We start from the raw sequence: 20,235 nt of genomic DNA, 5'->3' as shown, positions 1-20,235 counted from the left end.
GATCTCATGGACTTTCTGAATTCACATCTTCTCTCGTTCATTCTGTTCAGCCCGCTGGCCGCGGCGTTGCTTGTGTTGTTGCTGCCGGGCGAGAATAAGAAACTCATCCGGCTGGTGGCCTTTGCGCTCAGCCTGGTGCCCTTTGCCCTCACGCTAGCTGCTTGGCTGGGCTTTCAGGCGGCTCCGGTGGTGGATGGCTTCCGCTACCAGGAGCAGGCTGTCTGGTACAGCGCCATCAACGCCAATTACCACCTCGGCATCGATGGCCTCTCGCTCAGCATGGTATTGCTCACCACCTTGTTGACCCCAGTAGCGATTTTGGCTTCGTTTAGTGTTGAAGAAAAGGTCAAGGCCTATATGGCTTTGTTCCTAGCGCTGGAAACCGGCATGCTGGGTGTGTTCCTCTCGCTGGATCTGTTGCTCTTCTTTGTCTTTTGGGAGATCGGCCTGGTGCCGATGTTCTTCCTGATCGACCAGTGGGGCAGCGCAGCGGGGGAGCGCACGCTATGGAACGGCATCAAGGTGCCCGCCCGCCGCTACGCCTCCTTCAAATTCATCATCTACACCATGGCAGGCTCGCTGGGCCTGTTGTTGGCGATCCAAATGATCGGTGTCGTCTCTGGCACCTTTGATCTGATCAGCATCTTCCAGAGCTGGCCAGCATTGCAAGGCACCCTGTTCGGCCTGCCGGTCGAGACAGTCAAGACGGTCGCCTTCTGGGCCTTCGTGATCGCCTTTGCCATCAAGGTGCCGGTGTGGCCCTTCCACACCTGGCTGCCGGATGCGCACACCGAAGCGCCCACTGCCGGCTCGATGGTGCTGGCTGGCGTGCTGCTCAAGCTGGGCGCCTATGGCTTCCTGCGCTTGATCTTGCCGCTCTACCCCGAGCAGGCGCACCAGTACGCCGGCGTGCTGGCCGCCCTGGCCACCGCGGCGATCGTGTTCGGCGCCCTCTCGGCCTGGGCACAGACCGATTTCAAGCGCTTGGTGGCGTATTCCTCGGTAAACCATATGGGCTTCGTGGTGCTGGGCATTGCCGCTGCGGCGCATGCCGCTGGCACGCCGGATGGCACCATCGCCATGAATGGCGCGGTATTGCAAATGTTCAACCACGGCATCTCGGCTGCGGCGATGTTCTTCCTCGTCGGCGCGATCTACGAACGCACGCACACGCGTGACCTCGAGAAGTTCGGCGGTTTGTTTGCCTTGCTGCCGGTCTACGGCGCCTTGCTGATCTTTAGCTCGATGTCCTCGCTCGGCCTGCCGGGCTTGAATGGCTTCGTATCCGAATTCCTGGTGGTGCGCGGCGCCTGGCCGGTGTTTACCGTCTATACCGCCATCAGCATGATCGGTTTGTTCTTCACCGGTGCCTATATCCTCAAGGGGATCGCCAAGACCCTGCATGGCCCGCTGAATGAGCACTGGAAGAATCATTTTGCAGATCTGAGCCGCCGCGAGTTGCTGGTGATGGCTCCGCTGGTGGTGCTGATGCTGTGGCTCGGTTTTTGGCCGGCCTGGCTGCTCAGCGTAATCAATCAGGCCGTGGTTGCTTTGTTCGGCTAAAGGTGAATTAATGGGCTTTCCTATCCTTAGTGCAATTGTCTTACTCCCCATCCTGGCTGGCGTGGTGCTGTTGTTCCTGCCGCCTGCCAACCGCAAGCTGATCTACAGCTTCGCCTTGGCGGTGGCCACAGTGACCTTCTTCTTGTCGCTGCTGGTGTTCGTGGGGTTTGATGCCAACGGTGCGCAGTTCCAGTTCATCGAGCAGTATGACTGGCTGCCGGCGCTGGGCATCAGCTACCACGTGGGCGTAGACGGCATCTCGGCCCCGCTGGTATTGCTCACCGGCGTAGTCATCTTCACCGGCGTGATCATCTCGCAGCGCATTGATGACCGCCCGCGCGAATTCTTCGCCTTCTTGTTCCTGCTGGCCAGCGGTGTCTTCGGCGTTTTTGTGGCGCTGGACCTGTTTGCCCTGTTCTTCTTCTACGAGATCGCCGTATTCCCGATGTACCTGCTGATTGCCATTTGGGGCTGGAAGCAGGCACGCGAATACGCCGCCATGAAGCTGACCCTGTATCTGTTCATTGGCTCGGTGATCGCCCTGGTGGGTGTGCTGGCGATGTATTTCACCTCCGGCCTGCACACCTTCGACTTTCTCCAATTGCAAGGCGCAAACTTCTCGCCGGAGTTTCAACGCCTGTGGTTCCCGTTTGTATTCTTTGGCTTCGCCATCCTCGGCGGCATTTTCCCCTTCCATAACTGGAGCCCGGATGGCCACGTGGCCGCCCCCACGGCGGTTTCGATGTTCCATGCCGGCGTGCTGATGAAGCTGGGCGCGTTCGCCGCGTTGCGCGTGGGCATCATGCTCATGCCTGAGGGTGCCCAGTACCACATGTGGTGGATCATTCTGCTCACCTTGGTGAACGTGGTCTACGGCGCCTTCATCGCCATGACCCAGACCGATTTCAAGTACATGATCGGTTATTCCTCCGTCTCGCATATGGGGCTGGTGGCGATGGGCTTGGCGACGCTCAACCATGATGGTTTGGTGGGCGCCGGCATCCAGATGGTTTCCCACGGGGTGATGACCGCCCTGTTCTTCGCCGTGGTCGGCATGATCTATGATCAGGCACATACGCGCCAGATCCCTGAGCTGGGCGGCATGATGAAGATCATGCCCTACGCCGGGGTGGCGTTCATCATCGCTGGTTTGGTGGGTATGGGCATGCCTGGCTTTTCTGGCTTCGTGGCCGAATTCCCCATCTTCATGGGGGTCTGGGCACGCACGCCCTGGATTGCGATTGTGGCGGCGATTTCGATTGCGGTCACCGCGGCCTACATCCTGCGCGCCATCGGCAAGGTGTTCTTTGGCGAGATGCCAGCCAATCTGGAAGGCCACATGCACGACATCCGTATTTCGGAGAAGGTGGCCCTGGCGGTGCTGGTGGTGATCATGGTGGGTATCGGTATCTTCCCCGGTGTGGTTGTTCCCATGGTTGAGCACGGCGTGAACGCGGTGCTGGCCCTGGTAGGAGGCGCATAACAGTGTTTGGCTCCATTACCCCTGACATGCTTTTGACCATTCTGCCGGAGATTGCCCTGCTGGTGGTCTTGCTGGTGGTCTTCACCTTGGATCTGGTATTGGCCGAGGCACGCCGTGGCGTGCTGGCCACGGTGACCGCCGTAGGCTTGCTGGCCAGTTTTGTGATCACCTTGCTTTACACCCACCCGGGCGCCAGCGCGACGCTGGTGTGGGGTGGCATGCTGCGCCACGATATGCTCGGCTACATTGCCAAGCTGCTCTTTATCTTCGCAGCCTTCATCACCACGCTGCTCTCGGTGGGTTGGGGCGAGCTATGGCGCAAGGGCGAGTACTACACCCTGCTGCTCACCTCCACCATCGGTATGACCCTGATGGCCGCCTCGGCGGACCTGGTGATGCTCTTCCTGGCCATCGAGACTACCTCGATCCCGCTGTATATTCTGGCTGGCTTCCTGCGTGAGGACAACAAGTCCACCGAAGCAGGCTTCAAGTACTTGCTGTTTGGGGCGATGACCACCGCAGTGATGCTGTATGGCTTTAGCTTGCTGTACGGCTTCGCCGGCAGCACGAACCTCTACAGCATGGCCGCGGCGATCACCGCCGGCGCCGTGCCCGGGCCGCTGCTGATCGGTGCCTTGGTGCTGGTAATGCTCGGCTTTGGCTTCAAAGTGGCCGTAGTGCCGATGCACTTCTGGGCGCCCGATGTGTACGAAGGGGCACCGACCCCGGTGACGGCTTTCCTCTCCACCGCCTCCAAGGCCGCAGGCTTCATGGTGCTGGTGCGCGTGATGCTGGCTAGCTTCCCGCAGATCCTGCCTGACTGGCAGATGATGCTGAGCATCCTGGCCGTGGCTTCGATGTTCATTGGCAATGTGGTGGCGCTGACGCAGAAGAACATCAAGCGTCTGCTGGCCTATTCGGGTATTGCCCACGCCGGGTACGCCATCCTGGGCGTTGTGGCGGCCTCGGAACTGGGTGTGGCCAGTGTCGTCTATTATTTGATCGTATACGTGCTCACCAACCTGGCCAGCTTTGGCATCGTTGCCGTTGTTGGCAAAGCGCTGGGCTCTGACGAAGTCGAAGAGTACTCCGGCCTCAGCCGGCGCAACCCGATGCTGGCGTTGGCGATGCTGCTGGCCTTCCTCTCGCTGGCCGGCATTCCCCCGCTGGGTGGTTTCATCGCCAAGGTGCTCGTGTTTGCCGCGGCGGTGGAGGCCAACCTGATCTGGCTGGCCGTGCTGGGTGTGCTCAACTCGATCGTGGGCCTGTACTACTACCTGGTGGTGCTCAAGGTGGTGTACCTGGATATGCCCAAGGATGAGAGCCCGCTGCCTGTGCAGCGCGCGTCGGGCATCGCCATCACACTCAGCGTGCTGCTGGTCTTGGTGCTGGGCGTAGTGATTGCCCCCTGGTATGACTGGGCTATCGCTGCGGCGCGCTCGCTGTTTTAGGCCTGTTTGACAGCCCCTTAGATTGTGATATAATTCTCGAACGATGGGCCTGCGACGAGACAAGAATCCCCGCCGCTATGCTGCTAACTTAGCGTTGGTAGGGGCGGCCTCTCTCGCCGGGTTCATCACGGTTGCTATTCTCTTTGTAGCCTTGTTCGCCGGCTTTTGGCTCGACAACTACTTTGCAACTGGAAGCCATGTGTGGAAGATGGGCTTGCTCTGTGCGAGCGTGCCCGTTACATTGCTGGCGATGCTGTGGGTGGTGAACTTCACCACGGCACGCATTCGCCCGGCGGATTCACCAAAAGATGAGGAGGACGCGGCTAGTGGCTAAAGAAGAAGCTACCCGCAAATGGAAGTACGGTGTCAGTCGCTGGATTGCTCTAGCGATTATTGTCGTCAGCGTAATTGTCTCCGGGAAAATTCCCCCGTTGCGCCCGTACATTGCACTTCCGGCGGAACATCTAACCGAAACACTTTTCCAGTTCCCGCTCACCGGTGAGGCATTTTTCCTCACCAACACGATGACGGCCGTCATCATCGCCGATATCTTCATCCTCGGCCTGGCCTTCTTCGTTCTGCGCCCGGCATTCAATTCCGGCAAGCATGTCTTCAAGGGCATTGTGGGCGCGGTGCAGGCGCTGGTGGAAGGCCTGTACAACCTGACCGAGGAAACTGCGGGCAAGTGGACACGTACTATCGTGCCGATCTTTGCCACGCTGACCCTGCTGATCCTTACCGTCAACTGGATGGAACTGATTCCGGGTGTGGACAGCATTGGCGTGATCAATGAGATCAGCCTGGAGCACGCCCACCATGTGGATCCGGCGCTACACGTTGAGACCGACTGTGACATCAACCCCCTGTTCACCCTCGGCAACACGCAGGTGGTTTCGATCGGCGGCGAGAACACCAATTGCGCCGCCGCGTTGGCGCCTTTTGTGCGTGCGGCGGCTACGGATCTGAACTTCACGCTGGGCTTGGCGATCATGTCATTCCTGATGATCCAGATCATCGGTGTGCGTGCCCAGGGCCTCAGTTACTTTGAGAAGTTCATCAATATCCGTGCCCTCGGCAAACCCGGCATCGGCAAGATCGATTTCGTCGTCGGTATCTTCGAGATCGTCTCCGAATTCTCCAAGATCATTTCGTTCTCTTTCCGTCTGTTCGGTAACATCTTTGCCGGCATGATCTTGTTGCTGGTCATTGGTACGCTCATCCCGGTGGCGGCACAAACCGGGGTGTTGATGCTTGAATTCGGCGTGGGTCTAATTCAGGCCGTGGTGTTCGGTATGCTGACCATGATCTTTATGGCGCAGGCTACCCAATCGCACCACGGTGACGAAGAGCACCACTAAAAAATAACTCATCATTGGATGGAGGTTGAAAGATATGGAAGCTGAAGCCGCAAAACTGATTGGTGCTGGGATTGCCATGATCGGCGCAATGGGCGCCGGCCTGGGTGTAGGCCTCGCCGCCCTGGGTGGCGTGCAGGGCATCGCCCGCAACCCGGATGCTGCAGGCACTATCCAGACCAGCATGATCCTGGGTATCGTGTTTACTGAAGCTATCGCCATTTATTGTCTGGTGGTAGCCATGCTTATCCTGTTCGTCTAAACGAACAGCACTGAAAGAAACACGATAGGAAGGAGCTCCGACATTGGAAGCCTTAGGAATTAATCTGGGTTTTCTGCTCGTCCAAATTTTCAACTTCCTGTTGCTGCTGGTTCTGCTGCGCAAATGGGTGTTCACGCCCATCATGAACATGCTGCAGAAGCGCCGTGAAACCATCAGCAAGGGTCTCGAAGACGCCAGCATTGCGGCGGAAGCGCGTGAGAACGCCGAGAAGGAAGCGGAGAAGCTGCTGAGCGAAGCCCGTGCCAAAGTAGCCAGCGAAGCGCGCGAGATCACTGCCCGCGCCGAAGAGCAGGCCAAAGAAATTGTCAAGGACGCCGAAGCCAAGGCGGGCAAGGCGCGTGAAGTGGCCCTGGCCGAAGTGGAACAGGAACGCGTCCGTGTGCTCGGCGAAGTGCGCGGCCAGGTGGCCGCGTTGGCTGCCGCCGCGGCGCAGAAGCTGATTGGCGAAGCGCTCGACGACAAACGCCAGCATGCGCTCATCAATGAGTTCTTCTCTGGCGTCAGCGCCGGCAAGGTGACCGTGCTCGACGGGGCCGAGGCCAATGGCCCGGCGGTCGTCACCAGCGCGCTGCCGCTGACCGCCGACGAACAGGGCGAAGTGCAGAAGGCCCTGGGCAAGGGCGCCGAAGTTACCTTCAAGGTCGACCCGAACATTTTGGGTGGCCTGGTAGTGCGCATCGGCGACAAAGTGCTCGACGGCTCGGTTTCCGGGCAGCTCGGCACCCTGCGCCAGAACCTGCGCTAAGTCAGCTGACAGCTTACAGTAGACAGTTGACAGGTAGGATGTAACTGAGAGGCGCCCGGCAACGGGCGTCTCTTTTGCTATAGAATGAGCGCCATGAAACTACGCCAATTGCTGCAAGCGCTTGCCCTGAATGCAAGCGTACCGGATGTGGACGTGACCGGCCTGGCCGTCGATTCACGCCTGGTGCAACCCGGCGATGTGTTCTTTGCCATCGTGCGCGGGGTAGACCGTTACCAGTACCTTGACGAGGTGGCGGCGCGCGGCGCAGTGGCGGTAGTGGGCGAGCGCACGGATGTGCAGTCGCCCTTGCCGCATATCCGCGTGCCCGATGCGCGTGCGGCGCTGGCGGAGGCCGCGGCCGCCTTTTACGCCTACCCGGCGCGCGAGATTGGCTTGATCGGCATCACCGGCACGGATGGCAAGACCACAACTTCGAACTTCATCTATCAGATCTTGCGCGCCGCCGGTGTGCCCACCGGCATGGTCAGCACGGTGAACGCCCAGATTGGCGAAGAGGTGCTGGATACCGGCTTCCACGTCACCACCCCGGAAGCCTTTGACACCCAGCGCTACCTGCGCCAGATGGTCGATCGCGGGCTCACCCAGGCCATCCTTGAGATGACCTCGATCGGCCTGGTGCAACAGCGGGGAGCACGCCCGCGTGAATTTGATATTGCCGTAGTGACCAACATCACGCACGAGCATTTGAATGACCACGGCACCTATGAAGCCTACTTCGACGCCAAGGCGCGCTTGTTTGAAGGGCTGCACCAGCCCTTTGAAAAGACGCGCCCGCGCGAACGCCTGGCGGTGCTCAACCGCGATGACGCTTCGTATGCGGGGCTGGCCAAACGCACGCAGGCCAGGCAAATCTCGTACGGCCTGCACCCTGAGGCCGATTTGCGGGCTAGCGAGATACGCAACCAGCCCGGCCGTTTGAGCTTTGTGGCCCACGGGCCGGGCTTCAGCTTCCCGCTAGAGACCAGGATGTTCGGCGCCTACAACGTGTCCAACTCACTGGCCGCCATTGGCGCCACCGTAGTAGGCCTGGGCTTGCCGCTGGAGGCGGCCCAGGCCGGCATCGCCGCCTTGGAGGGCGTGCCCGGGCGCATGGAGCGCATCGAGATGGGGCAAGACTTCACCACCATTGTGGATTTTGCCCACACGCCCAATGCGCTCAAAGTGGCCCTCGAATCGGCACGCCAGTTTACGCACGGGCGCGTGATCACCGTGTTCGGCTCGGCGGGCTTGCGCGATAAGGCCAAGCGGCGCATGATGCCGGAGCATGCCGCCGTGCTGGCCGATATCAGCGTGCTCACCGCCGAGGACCCGCGCACGGAGAGCCTGGACGATATCCTGGCGGAGATGGCGCAGGCCGCTGAGAGCCGCGGCGGCGTGGAAGGCCAGAGCTTCTTCCGCGTGCCCGATCGCGGCGCGGCCATCTCGTTCGCGCTGCTGCAAGCCCAACCGGGTGACGTGGTGATCGTGTTGGGCAAGGGCCACGAGCAATCGATGTGCTTCGGCGAAACCGAGTACCCGTGGGATGACCGCGTGGCGACGCGGGCGGCGCTGGCGGAGCTGCTGGGCGTGCCCGGGCCCGATATGCCGCGCTTGCCAACGGCAGGGTAACTGCCAACGACAAGATAGCCGTCAACATTAAGCAAGGCTTCAAGCTCACGGGTTCAGACGTGTTTGCGCTAAAACGTTGCCTTAACGGATTCCTCCTCACGGCTTCGCCGCTCGTTCGGAATGACAAAAACATTCCTGCCTTGAGGGATTCCTCCTCATGGCAGCGCCATTCGTCGGAATGACAAAAAACATTCCTGCCTTGAGAGATTCCTCCCCACGGCTACGCCATTCGTCGGAATGGCAAGAGCGTTTTAGTCAGACGTTGTAGCTTGTGTCACTCAGGTCAGTTGTGTCACACTTGTCGCTGTTGTCGCTGTTGTCGCTGTTGTCGCTGTTGTCGCTGTTGTCGCTGTTGTCGCTGTTGTCGCTGTGGCATCAGGCAGTTGAGCGCTCAACCGCCTGATGCCAGTTTCCACCCATCTTCCCTCCTGTATTTGCTCAGCAGCCGGCTACCTGCAGGGTAGCGAGCTGTGCTGGCGGCGCAAGCGGCCGGCCGTTGCGCGTCTGGCCGCATAGTGCCACAAGATAGTGCTAGAGGCGGAAATCGCTGAGGAAATCAAGGCGCTGGACAAATGTGGCAGCTTTGTGGGCTGATACTATATACCTAGCCTTTACTTCGATCCTCCAGGAGGAGTCTATGCCCAGCACGGATAGCGTCATCGATTGGTTGCTTGAGTCTGATCCGAGTATCCGCTGGCAAGTAATGCGTGATTTGACGCATGCACCTGCTGAGCAGGTACGTGCCGAACGGGCCAGGATTGCTACTGAAGGCTGGGGAGCGGCATTGCTTGCAGAGCAGAGCGAGATCGGCTTATGGGGCACAGATCCCAAGCTTCCCGAATCACTAACCTTGCGCACTTTGCTTTTGCTTAAAGAGATGGGGCTTGACCCCAAGAGTGAGCAAGCTCAACGGGCGCTAAGCCGTGTGCGTACCAATGTGCAGTGGCTGATGAACATCCCCGAAGAGGTTCTACCGAAAGACCAGGACATTTGGTGGTGGCACAGGCCGTTCTTTGCGGGTGAATCGGAGCCGTGTATCAATGGGCGCGTGGTGACGGTGGGCGCTTATTTCGGTGAAGATATGCAGCCTGTGGTTGAGCGGCTGCTGCTTGAGCAGATGGCAGACGGCGGCTGGAATTGCGATCAGGATGCCGGCTCCACGCGTGGATCGTTTCACTCGACCCTGGTGGTGCTTGAGGGGTTGCTGGAAGTCGAGCGTGCGGTAGGTAGCTCAGTGGCCGTCAGCGCGGCCCGTGTGCGCGGCCAGGAGTATCTGCTGGAGCGGAAGCTCTTCAAGCGCCTCTCGACAGGCGCGGCGATCGAGCACGACCGCAAAGGCGGGCCGGCGTGGAGCCAATTCTCGTTCCCGGGGGGCTGGCGCTACGACATCCTGCGCGCGCTAGACTATATGCGCGCCGCCGGGGTTGCCCCGGATGCGCGTATGGATGAGGCCGTTGCGCTGCTTGCCTCCAAGGCTGATGCGGCCGGCCGCTGGCGGCTGGGCATCGTGCATGCAGGGGAAGCCATCGCCGAGCCGGGCGTCGCCGAGGGCCAGCCCAGCCGTTGGAATACCTTGCGTGCTCTGCGCGTGCTGGAATGGTACGGCGCCTGAGCGCCAGCGCAGTTAACGAAAAAACAGCCCCGCCAATTGGCGGGGCTGTTTTTTTTGCAGTCTGGCGGGTACGCGCTTAGCGGCGCCCGCCGCGGTAACCACCGCGGTCGCCACGGTCCCGGCCGCCATCGCGGCCGCCACGGCCACGATCGCCGCGGTCACCGCCGCCGCCGCGCGGGCGGCTGCCGCCACCCTTATCCTTCTCGCGCGCTTCCTCCGCGGTCCAGCCTTCCAGCACGGCCTGGCGGCTGAGGCGGATCTTGCCGCTGGGGTCCACATCGGTCACCATCACGGTCAGCTCGTCGCCTACCTGGGCCACGCTTTCCACGCTCTCGACGTGGTTGCTGTCGAGCTGCGAGATGTGCACCATACCGTCGATGTTGGGCAGGATTTCGACAAACGCGCCGAAGTCCGTGGTGCGCACCACCTTGCCGGTGTAGATCTTGCCGATCTCGGCGGTTTCGGTGAGCGCTTCGATGCGCTCACGGGCGATACGCGCCTTCTCGCCACTGTCCGAGGCGATGAACACGGTGCCGTCGTCGGCGATATCGATCTTGGCGCCGCTCTCTTCCTGAATGGCACGGATGGTTTTGCCGCCTGGGCCAATCACCGCGCCGATCTTCTCAACCGGCACCATCACCGTGGTGATACGCGGTGCATGATCCTTGAGGTCGGCGCGTGGGGCTGCCAGCACTTCCAGCATCTTGTCGAGGATGTGCTTGCGGCCTTGCTTGGCCTGCGCCAGCGCTTCGGCCATCATCGCCGGCGTCAGGCCGGAGATCTTGATGTCCATCTGTAGGGCCGTGATGCCCTTATCGGTACCGGCAACCTTGAAGTCCATATCGCCGAGGTGATCTTCGATGCCCTGGATGTCGCTCAGGATCTGGTACTTGCTGCCATCGGTGATCAGGCCCATGGCAATACCGGAGACGGGCGCCTTGATCGGCACGCCAGCATCCATCAGCGCCAGGGTGCTACCGCACACCGAGCCCATCGAGGTGCTGCCGTTGGACGACAAACACTCCGACACCAGACGCAGCGTGTAGGGGAACTCTTTTTCAGTGGGCAGCACGGCCACCAAGGCGCGCTCGGCCAAGGCCCCGTGGCCAATCTCACGGCGCGAGGAGCCACGCAGCGGGCGCGCCTCGCCAGTGGAGTAGGGCGGGAAGTTGTAGTGATGCATGTAGCGCTTGGTATTGATCGGGGTCAGATTGTCCAACTCCTGCGCTTCCTTGGGCGTGCCCAGCGTGGTCAGGGTCAGCACCTGGGTCTCGCCGCGGGTGAACAGGCCGGAACCGTGCGCGCGTGGGCTTAGGTCCACCTCGCACCAGATCGGGCGAATCTCGGTCGGCGTGCGGCCATCCGGGCGCTTGCCGTCGTTAATGATGCGGCGGCGCACCACAACCTTTTCGGCGGCGGTGAAGGCTTCCTTCACCGGGCCGGCCAGGCTGGCGTCGTCACCGGCCACTTCGGCCACGATCGTGTCGCGCAGCGCGTCGATCGCCTCATATTGCGCGGCTTTGCCGCTGGTGTGCTCGAGGATGTTCTCCAGCTCGCTTTCGGCGCGGGCCAGCACTTGCTTCTTGAGCTCTTCGTCAATGCTGAACTTCTGATAGTCGCGCTTGGGCTTGCCCACCGCGGCGGCCATCTCCAGCTGAATATCGATCAGCGGCTGCAGGGCCTTATGGCCCAGTTCCAGCGCCGCCGCCATTGAGTCTTCGTCCACCTCGCTGGCGCCGCATTCCACCATGAGGATGGCGTCACGCGTGCCGGCGATGCGCAGGTCAAGATCGGATTCGGGGAGCTGGCTGTAGGTGGGGTTGACCACGAACTCGCCATTGATGCGGCCGACGCGCACCGCGCCGACCGGGCCGTTCCACGGGATGTCTGAGATGGTGATGGCGGCTGAAGCGGCGTTCACTGCGATCACGTCGAGCACGTTCTCGGTATCGGCCGAGAGCGCGGTCATGATCACTTGCACGTCATTGCGCAGATCCTTGGGGAACAACGGGCGCAGCGGGCGGTCGGTCAGGCGCGAGGTGAGAATGGCCACTTCGGTGGGGCGGCCTTCACGGCGGAAGAAGGAGCCGGGGATGCGCCCGCCGGCGTACATGCGCTCTTCAAAGTCCACACTCAGCGGGAAGAAGTCAATGCCGGTGCGCGGCGAGGGGCTCATTGTGGCGGTGGCCAAAATGAGCGATTCCCCAATGCGCGCCGTGACGGCACCGCCGGCCAGGCGAGCCAGCTTGCCGGTCTCCAGCGTGATCGCCTGGTTGCCCACCTGGGCGGTAAAACTGTGTACTTCAGGTTTCATAAATCTCCTATAGGCCCTGAGGGCCTAACCCACCTGTTGAGGAACTGGTACTTGCCGCCAATTGGTTTGGCGAATTGGCGGCAAGTACCAATGCCCCTAACGGGCAGGCACTAGTTGGTATTGGGGCTAGTGTATCCGTAAACCCGCCCGCCTGCCCCGCAAACGGCGAGCTAAACAAAAAACGTGGTTGGGCAGGCCCAACCACGTTTTGTTTACTTGGCCTTGCGGCGAATGTTGAGCCGATCTGCCAGCGCAACGTAGGCTTCGTAATCCTTGTTGCGTAGGTAGTTGAGCAAGCGGCGGCGCTGGCCCACCAGCTTCACCAAGCCGCGGCGGGAAGCCACGTCTTTCTTGTGGGTTTGCCCGTGAGCGGTGAGCTGCTCAATGCGCTTGGTCAGCAGGGCAATTTGCACCTGGGTGGAACCCGTGTCGCCCTCGGCGCGGCGGTATTCGCCAATGATCTGGTCTTTCTGTTCTTTTGGTAACGGCATGACGTCTGCAAGCTCCTTTTGTTTGGCAGGTCTCCTGGCCCGCAGGTAGCACTCACAGGAGTGTTTGCCGCGGGCCGGTCGAGTCAGGCCAAGATTATATCAGGTGGCGGACTGGGTGGGGACTGCAAAGGCGTTTTTAACCACAGATGAACGCAGATTGACACAGATACCCCCATAACTTTCAGAAGGAACTTGGCTGCTTAGGTTTTGCTGTCAACTGTCAACTGTGAACTGTCTACTATTTCGCCAATTCGCGCAGGCTGGCCTGCATTTCCGGGGGGAGCTGGCGTAGTACCTGGCGGGCGACCCAGCGCGAGCCCTCGCTGTGTTGCCCGGCCAGCAACTGCTGCAGGAAGAAGGCGGTTTCCTTGGGTGTGCGCTCGGCCAACTCGCTCAATACATCCGCCAGAAAAGGTTGTAGCTTGCGCGGCATGTCCTGGCTGATCGGCAACAAAGCGTTGAACAGCGCCGGCAGATTATCAAAGCCGCGACTGCTCAGCAGCGTTTGCAGGCAGCCCAGCCCCAGGATCTGTTTGCGCAGGGTCTGGCTGGCCAGCATGACACGCCCAAAGGCAAGCAATGCCTGCGGCTGCTGCTCGGCCAGCCCGCGTGCCCCGGATTGGAACAGCAGGCTGACCAACAGCTCTTCCTGGTTCTCGGCGCTCCAGGCTTCCAGCCGCGCGGTGATCTCGTGGCTGGACGCTGGGGTAGCGCCCAGCAGGCGAATGGCCAGTTGGCGCGTTTCGTAGCTGCGCCGCGCCCACAGGGCATCTGCTACCGCCAGCGCCGCGGCGGGCTGCTGGTTGGCCTGGAATTGTTGCTCAAGTTCAAGGCGGTGCAGTACCAGCGCCGGCACCTCGTAGCTGAACAGAATCGGGCGCATGCCGCGCACACGCCCGTGGCGGTGGATCGGGCTGGCGTAGCTTTCCAGCAAACGCTCCAACTGCTTGAGATAGGTTTCCGGGTCAGAAAAGTGGGTGGAAAGCTGGGCGGCCTCTTGTTGTAGCTGGCCAAGCTGTACATTGGCCATCAGGCCGCCTCGGTGTGCCCCAACGCCTGGATGGCGGCATCGATATTGGCCGCAAAGTACAGCAGCTCGCGGTGCGCCGGGCGGATGTGCTCGGCTTGCGCCTCGAGCAGGGTGGTGAAGGTGCGCTGCCAGCCGGCGCCGATCAGGATCAGGGGGCGCGTGGGCATGGCCTGGGTTTGCATCTGGCTCCACATGGTGACGATCTCGTCGAGCGTGCCGATGCCGCCGGGCAGGGCCAGCGCGGCATCACAACTATCGATCAGCGCGTAGAGGCGCTCTTGCAGGGTGACGAATTTGCGCTCCTCCAGCACCCAGGGGTTGTGGCGGGCGTTGCGCCAATCTTCGATCTGTTGGCAGGTGATGCCGATGACATGGCCACCGGCTTCCGCCGCGCCGCGCGAGGCGGCCTCCATGGTGCCCATGTAGCCGCCGGTGAGCACAGTGTGGCCGGCGCCGGCCAACTGGGCGCCCAACTGGCGCGCGTCTTCATAAGCTGGCTGGCCGGGCAAGGGAGAGGCGGATCCGAATACGGTGATGTGCATAGAATGACCCTAAGTATAATGACCCTTCGGAGTTCTTCGTGAGCCAACTTTCCCTGCCACACCGCATCCTGCGCTTCACTAACAAGCTGCGCGTGCTGGGCCCGCGCCAGGCGTTCCGCAGTGTGACGGCATTGTTCACCGCGCCGCCAGCCCAGCGCTTCCCGTTGGCCAATGCCGACCCGGATCTGATGTTGGCCTCAGGCGTCAGTGCCATTCGCGATTTTGCCCGCAAGCAAAGCCGCAGCAATCTAAAAAAAGAAGATAGCCGCAAAGACCTCACCAGTCATTTCCCGCATGTATATGATCACAGCGATGGGCGCAGCATGCGCTACGCCTTCTTCCCCGCGCTGGAACGTTCCAAGGGGTTGGTGGTGGTCTTTCATGGCTATCTGGGCTTTGAGATCTATCCCCTGCGCTATAGCTGGAAGCATTTTGATTTGCTGATCCCGTATGACAACTTCGGCTGGAAGTCGCTGGGCAGTTGGTTCTGGGGTACGGGCGGCGAGAATTACGTTGAGCAGATGACGCAGGCACTGATTCAAAAGACCCTGCAGCAACGCGGCCAGACTCGCTGGTTTTGCGTTGGCGCTTCGATGGGCGGCTTTGCCGCCCTGTATCATGGCATCAAGCACGCGGCAGACGGTGTGTATGCTATGACGCCGATCATTGACCTGAAGAGCAAGATTGATGATTACCGCAAGCGCAACATCCAAACCAGCTATACCGAAGTGGCTGCCGCCGAGGATGCGCGCTTGCAGCGCGTGCCGGATATCTATGCTGAAGCCCGCGCGGCGCAAAGCTTACCGCCCTTGTTTCTGATCCAAAACCAGTACGATCGCACGAACCCGTTTGGCAGTGCAACCTTGCCGTTATTGCAATGCTACGAAGACAAGAAGGGCTGGCTGGGGCTGCGCGTGCAACCGGCCATTGGCCACCAGGGCCACGATGGCAGCTACGAGGAAGCGCAATACTTCTTCGAGATGATCGCCAGCAAGACGCCGCCGCGCGTGGTGGATTTCTACAATCAAGACGAAGGTGGCTAGTTACTCCACCAGGCTGATCGCAAAGCCATCGTAGCCTTTGCTGCCCACGGTTTGCAGCAGCGTGCTCGGCCCAGCCTGCCTGCCCAGCAGCTCCACCAACGTGCGTGCCCCCGCACTGTTCGCATCTTCGCCTGCCAACACCTGGCCGCCGCGCACCACATTGTCACTAATGATCAAGCCGCCTTTGCGGGTCAGTTGGCGCGCCCAATCGAAATAGGCGGGCAAGTTGGCCTTGTCGGCATCCAAAAAGCACAGATCGAAACGCTGGGCAAACTCCGCCAGCAGGGTAGGCAGCGTCTCCAAGGCTGGCCCCACCAGCAGGCGAATGCGCGGCGCCAGGCCGGCGGCGGCGAAGTTGGCTTGCGCCACCTCGGCATGCGTGGCGTCCGCCTCCAGCGTGACCAGCAAACCATCCGCCCGCAGGGCGCGGGCCAGGCAGATGGCGCTGTAGCCGGCCAGCGTGCCGATTTCTAAAATGTGGCGCGCCCCAATGGCACGTGCCAGAATGTGCAGGAATTGCCCCTGCATCGCCGACACCTGGATGTTGGGCAGCTTGGCGTCTTGTGCCGCGGCGAGGGCCTGCGTCAAGGCAGGGTCATTGGGGTGGAGGTGCTGCTCGGCAAATTGATCTACGGAGTGCCACAGGCTTTCCATTTATTTTCCCTCGAGACGTTGATTGGCAAGGTGAATGTACTTTTTGTCCAGCTCGTAGCCTAGGTAGACGCGCTGCATAGTTTGGGCGGCCAGCGCCGTAGTGCCGCTGCCCATAAAAGGATCCAGCACCACTTCGCCGGGGAAGGTGTATAGCTCGATCAGGCGGCGCGGCAGCTCCAACGGAAAGGGCGCCGGATGGCCGATCTTGCGCGCCGACACCGTGGGGAAGCTCCACACGCTCTTCGTGTTCTGCAGGAAGTCATCGCGCGGCACGCTGTAGCGCTTGCTGCCCGCAGGTGCTGGGCGGCCGAAGCGCTGCTTGCTGAACACGAGGATGTATTCGTGCACATCGCGCAGCGTGGGGTTGCTGGCGCTGCGCCAGGAGCCCCAGGCCGTCGAACCGCCGGCCGAGCTGGCCTTATCCCAGATGATCTCGCCGCGCATCAGGTAGCCCAGCGAAAGCATGTCGTTGATGATGAAGGCGTGCAGCGGCAGGTAGGGCTTGCGGCCCAAATTGGCCACGTTGATGCAGGCGCGCCCGCCAGGCACCAGCACGCGCAGGGTCTCAGCCCACACGCGCCGCAGCAAGGCCAGGTATTCGCCCAGGTCCAGGTCAAGATCATATTCCTTGCCGGCGTTGTAGGGCGGTGAGGTCACCATCAGATGCACGCTATTATCAGGTAGCTCGTGCATCGCTTCACTGCTGTGGTTAAGAATACGGTTGTGTAGCTCGGCGGGCAGTTCGGCTTGAGTATAGGCGGCTGTGCTCTCTACCGGCAGCGAGGCATACAACGAGCTATTGTAGAAACTGCTGGCATCGTGATTTTCGCGACTGGAGGAGCCAAAGGCGCGGCTGCGCGTGCCTTTCTTGCGATCCGGTTTGTCTGCCGCCATAGGTTGAAATGTAACAGAAAACCGCAGCCAGCCTGCGGGTTTGGCTAGAGATAATTTGGGCGCCTAGCTGGGCCACACCGCGCCGGCACGCACCACGCCGCCATCCGGCACGTCATCTTTCACCGTGGCGCCGTTGCCGATGCGCGCCAGGCTGCCGATGCGCACGCCCAGATTGACGGTAACGCCCATGCCCACCAGCGTGCCGCGGCCCACGCGCACGTTGCCGGCCAGAATGCTGCCAGGCGAAAGATTGGTGTATTCGGCTAGCTCACAATCGTGCGAAACGATGGCGCCGGTATTGATGATGGCGCCTTGACCGATACGCGCGTCCGAGCCGATGTACGCGTGCGGAAAGACGTGTACCCCGGCGGCCAGTTGCGCACTGGGCTCCACCACGGCGCTAGGATGGATCAGGCTGGGCAGCTCAAAGCCGGCCGCCTCGAGGCGCTCAAATACGGCGATGCGGCTGCTCATTGCGCCGATGCCGCCCACCGCATTCAGCGCCAGGCGGCAGCCGGCGGCGTGCAGTGGCGCCAGGGCTGCCTCGCCAGCGATAACGGCGGCATCCAACACTAGCTCGCCCGGCTGGCGGCTGTCGTCGATCACGCCGGCCAGTGTGTAGCCACCCGCGGCGCGCAAGAGGTCGATCACTGCTTTGCCGTGGCCGCCGCCGCCGTATACGATGACCGCGTTGGGCAGCTTGGCCGCCTCCGGGACGGTGATGGCGCGGGCGCCGGCTTGTTGGGCCGCCAGCTTCGAAATCAACGCTTCTGTAACGATTGGGCCGATGGGCAGGCTCGCCAGCGGGATGTTGTGTTGCTGGGCTAATTGCAAAGCGGGCTGGGTAATGCGCAGGCCATCGGGCAGTGCGCCGCTTTCTGCGGTGGCCGGGCTGGCGGCAGGCGGCTGCCAATCGGGGCTGGGGGCGATGTACAGGAAGACTTGCCCAGCGGCCAGCATCTGGCCCTGGCGGGCTTGCAAGCCGGCCACAAAGCCTTGCGCCTCGGCGAGCAGCTCGAAGGTGGATTTGGTGGTTTCGAGGGTGGCGAGTACATCGCCTTTGGCAACCTCAGCGCCGTTGCTCACGGCCAGGTTCACCAGCCGCGCTTCGGTTTCGTTGGGGTTGATCAGGGGAACCCGGATGAGATGGGCATCAGCCATGAGGCTTTATACCATTTCCCGCGCGGTGCGGAGGATGTCTGCCACGGAGGGCAGGGCCGCCTCTTCCAGCGCACGCACCGCCGGAATGGGCGCTTCGTGCGCTGCCAGACGGCGGGCGGCCAGTAGCCGCGGCCCCAGCGCTTGGCTGGCACGTGCCAGTTGCTCCGCGCCCCAGCCAAGCGAATAGGTGCCCTCTTCGATCGTGAGCAGGCGGCCGCTGCGTTGCAGCGCGGCGGCCAAGGCCGGCTCCAGGCCGCCGCCCGCTGGCAGCGGCGCCAACTGCGTAGGCACCACCAACTCGGCGAAAATCTCGTGCTCGAAGGCCAGGCGGGTCAGCGCTTCGCGGGCCAGCTCAGCCATATAGCCGTAGGCGCTCAACGTCAGCGTAGGGGGCGGGGCGCCTTTGAGGCGCAGGGTGTGCACCGGGGCAAACTCGCCCTGCGTCTGCTCGATCTCAAAATCCTGCAGGGTTTGCGCGTCCAGCACGGGCTTGGGATACAAAACTTTGTTTTCGACGAAGAAAACTGGATCGTCCTGCTCGAGGATGGCGCGGCGCAACAACTCGCCCGGATCACTGAGCGTGTTGGGCGCCAACACCCGCAGCCCGGGCACGCCCAGATAAAGTTTCTCCAGGGTTTGGCTGTGCGTTGGACCGTAGCCACGGCGCCCGCCCATCGGCGTGCGGATGACGATCGGCACGCGCACCGTGCCGTTGAACATGGCCGGGAACTTGGTGATGCTGTTGATCAGTTGGTCGGCTATTAGCGTACTGAAATCACCGAACATCAGCTCCACCACGGGGCGCAGACCGCGCAGCGCCATACCGGCGGCCACGCCGGTGATGGCGGCCTCAGAGACTGGGCTGCTCCACACGCGCCCGGGGTATTGGCTGGAAAGCCCGCGGCTGACCTTGAACGCGCCCCCATAGGGATCGAGCAGATCTTCGCCGATCAGGTAGACGCGCCCATCCTGGGCAAAGGCGGCATGCAAGCCGCGGGTAAGCGCTTCGAGTACGCTAGTCATCGCCGCATGCCCGTAAAGCGTGAATGCTGCGCCTGGCAGATCATTGGCGGCCTGCCTGTGTGAGCGCGGGGAGGCTAGGTAACGGGTCGGCTTCGGCCTGGGCATAGGCACGCGCGATCTCCGCATCGACGGCGCTTTCGAGTGCCTGGCGGGCGGCGGGCTCCAGGCGCGCCGCTTGCAGGGTCAGCGGGTCACGCGTGGCGCGCCAACTGGCCACCAGCGCCGGATCGCGCGTATCGTCACCTTTGGAATGCGGCCCGAAGCGCGTGGTGTTGAGGATCAACGCCCGCGGGGCAGCAGTGTGCCGCAATGCGGCAAATTCGCTGGCGGCGGCGGCATAGATCACATCGACATCGTTGCTATCCAGCTCGTTGACCGGGATACCAAAGGCGGCAAAGCGTGCTGCCAGGCTGCCGGCCAGCGCCAGCTCAGTGGGCGTAGTTTGGGCGATGTGATTGTTCTCCACCACGAACAAGACCGGCGCACCCCACAGCGCCGCCAGGTTGAGGCTCTCGTAGACTACGCCTTCGCCCATGGCGCCATCGCCCAGGAAGAGGACACAGATCGCCGGGCTGCCCTTTTCTTTTTCGGCCAGGGCAGTGCCCACCGCAATCGGCGCGGTGCTGCCCAGCACTCCGTTGGAATAGAAATCCTTCCAATGCAGGTGCTGCGAGCCGCCCAGGCCGGCGCACACCCCGGTGGCCTTGCCCATTAGCTCGGCAAACAAGCCGTGGGGCTCGCCGCCATAGGCGAGGAAGTGGCCGTGGCAGCGGTGATTGCTGAAGACGATATCGCCGGGCTGCAGGTGGGCTAATACGCCCACGGCGTTGGCCTCCTGCCCGATGTAGGTATGGGTAGTGCCGTAGAATGCGCCGCTGGGGAAGGCTTCCAACAATGTTTCTTCAAAACGGCGAATGGTGTAGAGCTGCCGGTACAGCGCGGCGTGGGTAGGCATGGCGCGC

Annotated in this window: 19 protein-coding genes; 10 read left to right on the top strand and 9 right to left on the bottom strand. The window is 61.8% G+C overall.

What is annotated here, in order from left to right; all coding sequences use genetic code 11:
• The first annotated feature begins 6 nt into the window (after positions 1 to 6).
• The 9 genes from KF821_05380 (at position 7) to KF821_05340 (ending at position 10,121) form a co-directional block, all read left to right on the top strand.
• Positions 7 to 1,563 carry an NADH-quinone oxidoreductase subunit M gene (locus KF821_05380; GenBank protein ID MBX3005241.1) on the top strand — a complete coding sequence of 519 codons (1,557 nt, stop codon included), beginning with the start codon at positions 7 to 9 and terminating at the stop codon, positions 1,561 to 1,563.
• Positions 1,564 to 1,573: 10 nt separating this feature from the next.
• Positions 1,574 to 3,046 carry an NADH-quinone oxidoreductase subunit M gene (locus KF821_05375; GenBank protein MBX3005240.1) on the top strand — a complete coding sequence of 491 codons (1,473 nt, stop codon included), beginning with the start codon at positions 1,574 to 1,576 and terminating at the stop codon, positions 3,044 to 3,046.
• A 2-nt stretch (positions 3,047 to 3,048) separates the two neighbouring features.
• Positions 3,049 to 4,497: an NADH-quinone oxidoreductase subunit N gene (locus tag KF821_05370; GenBank protein ID MBX3005239.1), complete on the top strand. Its 1,449-nt coding sequence runs from the start codon at positions 3,049 to 3,051 to the stop codon at positions 4,495 to 4,497.
• 43 nt (positions 4,498 to 4,540) lie between these two features.
• On the top strand, positions 4,541 to 4,831 hold the full coding sequence (locus KF821_05365) for a hypothetical protein (protein MBX3005238.1): 291 nt from the start codon (positions 4,541 to 4,543) through the stop codon (positions 4,829 to 4,831).
• Positions 4,824 to 5,855, top strand: coding sequence for a F0F1 ATP synthase subunit A (locus KF821_05360; GenBank protein ID MBX3005237.1), 1,032 nt, complete (start codon positions 4,824 to 4,826; stop codon positions 5,853 to 5,855). The genes KF821_05365 and KF821_05360 overlap by 8 nt, the downstream gene beginning before the upstream one ends.
• A 34-nt stretch (positions 5,856 to 5,889) precedes the next feature.
• Positions 5,890 to 6,114 (top strand): F0F1 ATP synthase subunit C, encoded by a 225-nt coding sequence (locus KF821_05355; protein ID MBX3005236.1) that lies wholly within the window; start codon positions 5,890 to 5,892, stop codon positions 6,112 to 6,114.
• Between the two features lie 43 nt (positions 6,115 to 6,157).
• Positions 6,158 to 6,880, top strand: coding sequence for a F0F1 ATP synthase subunit B (atpF, locus tag KF821_05350; protein ID MBX3005235.1), 723 nt, complete (start codon positions 6,158 to 6,160; stop codon positions 6,878 to 6,880).
• Positions 6,881 to 6,973: 93 nt separating this feature from the next.
• Positions 6,974 to 8,509, top strand: coding sequence for a UDP-N-acetylmuramoyl-L-alanyl-D-glutamate--2,6-diaminopimelate ligase (locus KF821_05345; GenBank protein MBX3005234.1), 1,536 nt, complete (start codon positions 6,974 to 6,976; stop codon positions 8,507 to 8,509).
• A gap of 637 nt (positions 8,510 to 9,146) precedes the next feature.
• Positions 9,147 to 10,121: a hypothetical protein gene (locus tag KF821_05340; GenBank protein ID MBX3005233.1), complete on the top strand. Its 975-nt coding sequence runs from the start codon at positions 9,147 to 9,149 to the stop codon at positions 10,119 to 10,121.
• Between the two features lie 76 nt (positions 10,122 to 10,197).
• Here KF821_05340 and KF821_05335 read toward each other — a convergent pair whose 3' ends face one another.
• The 4 genes from KF821_05335 to KF821_05320 all read right to left on the bottom strand — a co-directional run bounded on the left by KF821_05335 (position 10,198) and on the right by KF821_05320 (position 14,498).
• Complete coding sequence (locus KF821_05335; protein MBX3005232.1) at positions 10,198 to 12,435, bottom strand: polyribonucleotide nucleotidyltransferase; 2,238 nt, start codon at positions 12,433 to 12,435, stop codon at positions 10,198 to 10,200.
• A 212-nt stretch (positions 12,436 to 12,647) separates the two neighbouring features.
• Complete coding sequence (gene rpsO, locus KF821_05330) at positions 12,648 to 12,926, bottom strand: 30S ribosomal protein S15 (GenBank protein ID MBX3005231.1); 279 nt, start codon at positions 12,924 to 12,926, stop codon at positions 12,648 to 12,650.
• Positions 12,927 to 13,164: 238 nt separating this feature from the next.
• Entirely contained in the window at positions 13,165 to 13,956 is a 792-nt protein-coding gene (locus KF821_05325) for a hypothetical protein (GenBank protein ID MBX3005230.1), read from the bottom strand.
• Positions 13,956 to 14,498: an LOG family protein gene (locus KF821_05320; GenBank protein MBX3005229.1), complete on the bottom strand. Its 543-nt coding sequence runs from the start codon at positions 14,496 to 14,498 to the stop codon at positions 13,956 to 13,958. Before KF821_05320 ends, KF821_05325 begins: the two co-directional genes overlap by 1 nt.
• 38 nt (positions 14,499 to 14,536) lie before the next feature.
• On the opposite strand from KF821_05320, the gene KF821_05315 reads away from it, so the two are divergent.
• Positions 14,537 to 15,541: a hypothetical protein gene (locus KF821_05315; GenBank protein MBX3005228.1), complete on the top strand. Its 1,005-nt coding sequence runs from the start codon at positions 14,537 to 14,539 to the stop codon at positions 15,539 to 15,541.
• On the opposite strand, the gene KF821_05310 is transcribed toward KF821_05315, so the two are convergent.
• From KF821_05310 to KF821_05290, 5 genes are all read right to left on the bottom strand, one after another.
• Positions 15,542 to 16,195: an O-methyltransferase gene (locus KF821_05310; protein ID MBX3005227.1), complete on the bottom strand. Its 654-nt coding sequence runs from the start codon at positions 16,193 to 16,195 to the stop codon at positions 15,542 to 15,544.
• Complete coding sequence (locus KF821_05305; protein ID MBX3005226.1) at positions 16,196 to 17,089, bottom strand: site-specific DNA-methyltransferase; 894 nt, start codon at positions 17,087 to 17,089, stop codon at positions 16,196 to 16,198. It lies immediately after the preceding gene.
• Positions 17,090 to 17,152: 63 nt separating this feature from the next.
• Positions 17,153 to 18,250: a NeuD/PglB/VioB family sugar acetyltransferase gene (locus tag KF821_05300; GenBank protein MBX3005225.1), complete on the bottom strand. Its 1,098-nt coding sequence runs from the start codon at positions 18,248 to 18,250 to the stop codon at positions 17,153 to 17,155.
• 6 nt (positions 18,251 to 18,256) lie between these two features.
• Positions 18,257 to 19,273, bottom strand: coding sequence for a hypothetical protein (locus KF821_05295; GenBank protein MBX3005224.1), 1,017 nt, complete (start codon positions 19,271 to 19,273; stop codon positions 18,257 to 18,259).
• Between the two features lie 40 nt (positions 19,274 to 19,313).
• Positions 19,314 to 20,228 (bottom strand): thiamine pyrophosphate-dependent dehydrogenase E1 component subunit alpha, encoded by a 915-nt coding sequence (locus KF821_05290; protein ID MBX3005223.1) that lies wholly within the window; start codon positions 20,226 to 20,228, stop codon positions 19,314 to 19,316.
• Positions 20,229 to 20,235 lie beyond the last annotated feature (7 nt).

The organism is Anaerolineales bacterium (genome assembly GCA_019637755.1).
GTDB lineage: Bacteria > Chloroflexota > Anaerolineae > Anaerolineales > UBA11579 > JAMCZK01.
The sequence above is the reverse complement of the archived record's forward strand: the minus strand, read 5'-3'. Positions and strand labels throughout refer to the sequence as shown.

Coding starts and splice junctions, on each gene's coding strand:
- KF821_05295 (MBX3005224.1), bottom strand. CDS start 19,273: ATGACTAGCGTACTCGAAGCGCTTACCCGCGGCTTGCATGCCGCCTTT.
- KF821_05310 (MBX3005227.1), bottom strand. CDS start 16,195: ATGGAAAGCCTGTGGCACTCCGTAGATCAATTTGCCGAGCAGCACCTC.
- KF821_05325 (MBX3005230.1), bottom strand. CDS start 13,956: ATGGCCAATGTACAGCTTGGCCAGCTACAACAAGAGGCCGCCCAGCTT.
- KF821_05355 (MBX3005236.1), top strand. CDS start 5,890: ATGGAAGCTGAAGCCGCAAAACTGATTGGTGCTGGGATTGCCATGATC.
- KF821_05380 (MBX3005241.1), top strand. CDS start 7: ATGGACTTTCTGAATTCACATCTTCTCTCGTTCATTCTGTTCAGCCCG.
- KF821_05290 (MBX3005223.1), bottom strand. CDS start 20,228: ATGCCTACCCACGCCGCGCTGTACCGGCAGCTCTACACCATTCGCCGT.
- rpsO (MBX3005231.1), bottom strand. CDS start 12,926: ATGCCGTTACCAAAAGAACAGAAAGACCAGATCATTGGCGAATACCGC.
- KF821_05305 (MBX3005226.1), bottom strand. CDS start 17,089: ATGGCGGCAGACAAACCGGATCGCAAGAAAGGCACGCGCAGCCGCGCC.
- KF821_05300 (MBX3005225.1), bottom strand. CDS start 18,250: ATGGCTGATGCCCATCTCATCCGGGTTCCCCTGATCAACCCCAACGAA.
- KF821_05365 (MBX3005238.1), top strand. CDS start 4,541: ATGGGCCTGCGACGAGACAAGAATCCCCGCCGCTATGCTGCTAACTTA.
- KF821_05320 (MBX3005229.1), bottom strand. CDS start 14,498: ATGCACATCACCGTATTCGGATCCGCCTCTCCCTTGCCCGGCCAGCCA.
- KF821_05340 (MBX3005233.1), top strand. CDS start 9,147: ATGCCCAGCACGGATAGCGTCATCGATTGGTTGCTTGAGTCTGATCCG.
- KF821_05335 (MBX3005232.1), bottom strand. CDS start 12,435: ATGAAACCTGAAGTACACAGTTTTACCGCCCAGGTGGGCAACCAGGCG.
- KF821_05375 (MBX3005240.1), top strand. CDS start 1,574: ATGGGCTTTCCTATCCTTAGTGCAATTGTCTTACTCCCCATCCTGGCT.
- KF821_05345 (MBX3005234.1), top strand. CDS start 6,974: ATGAAACTACGCCAATTGCTGCAAGCGCTTGCCCTGAATGCAAGCGTA.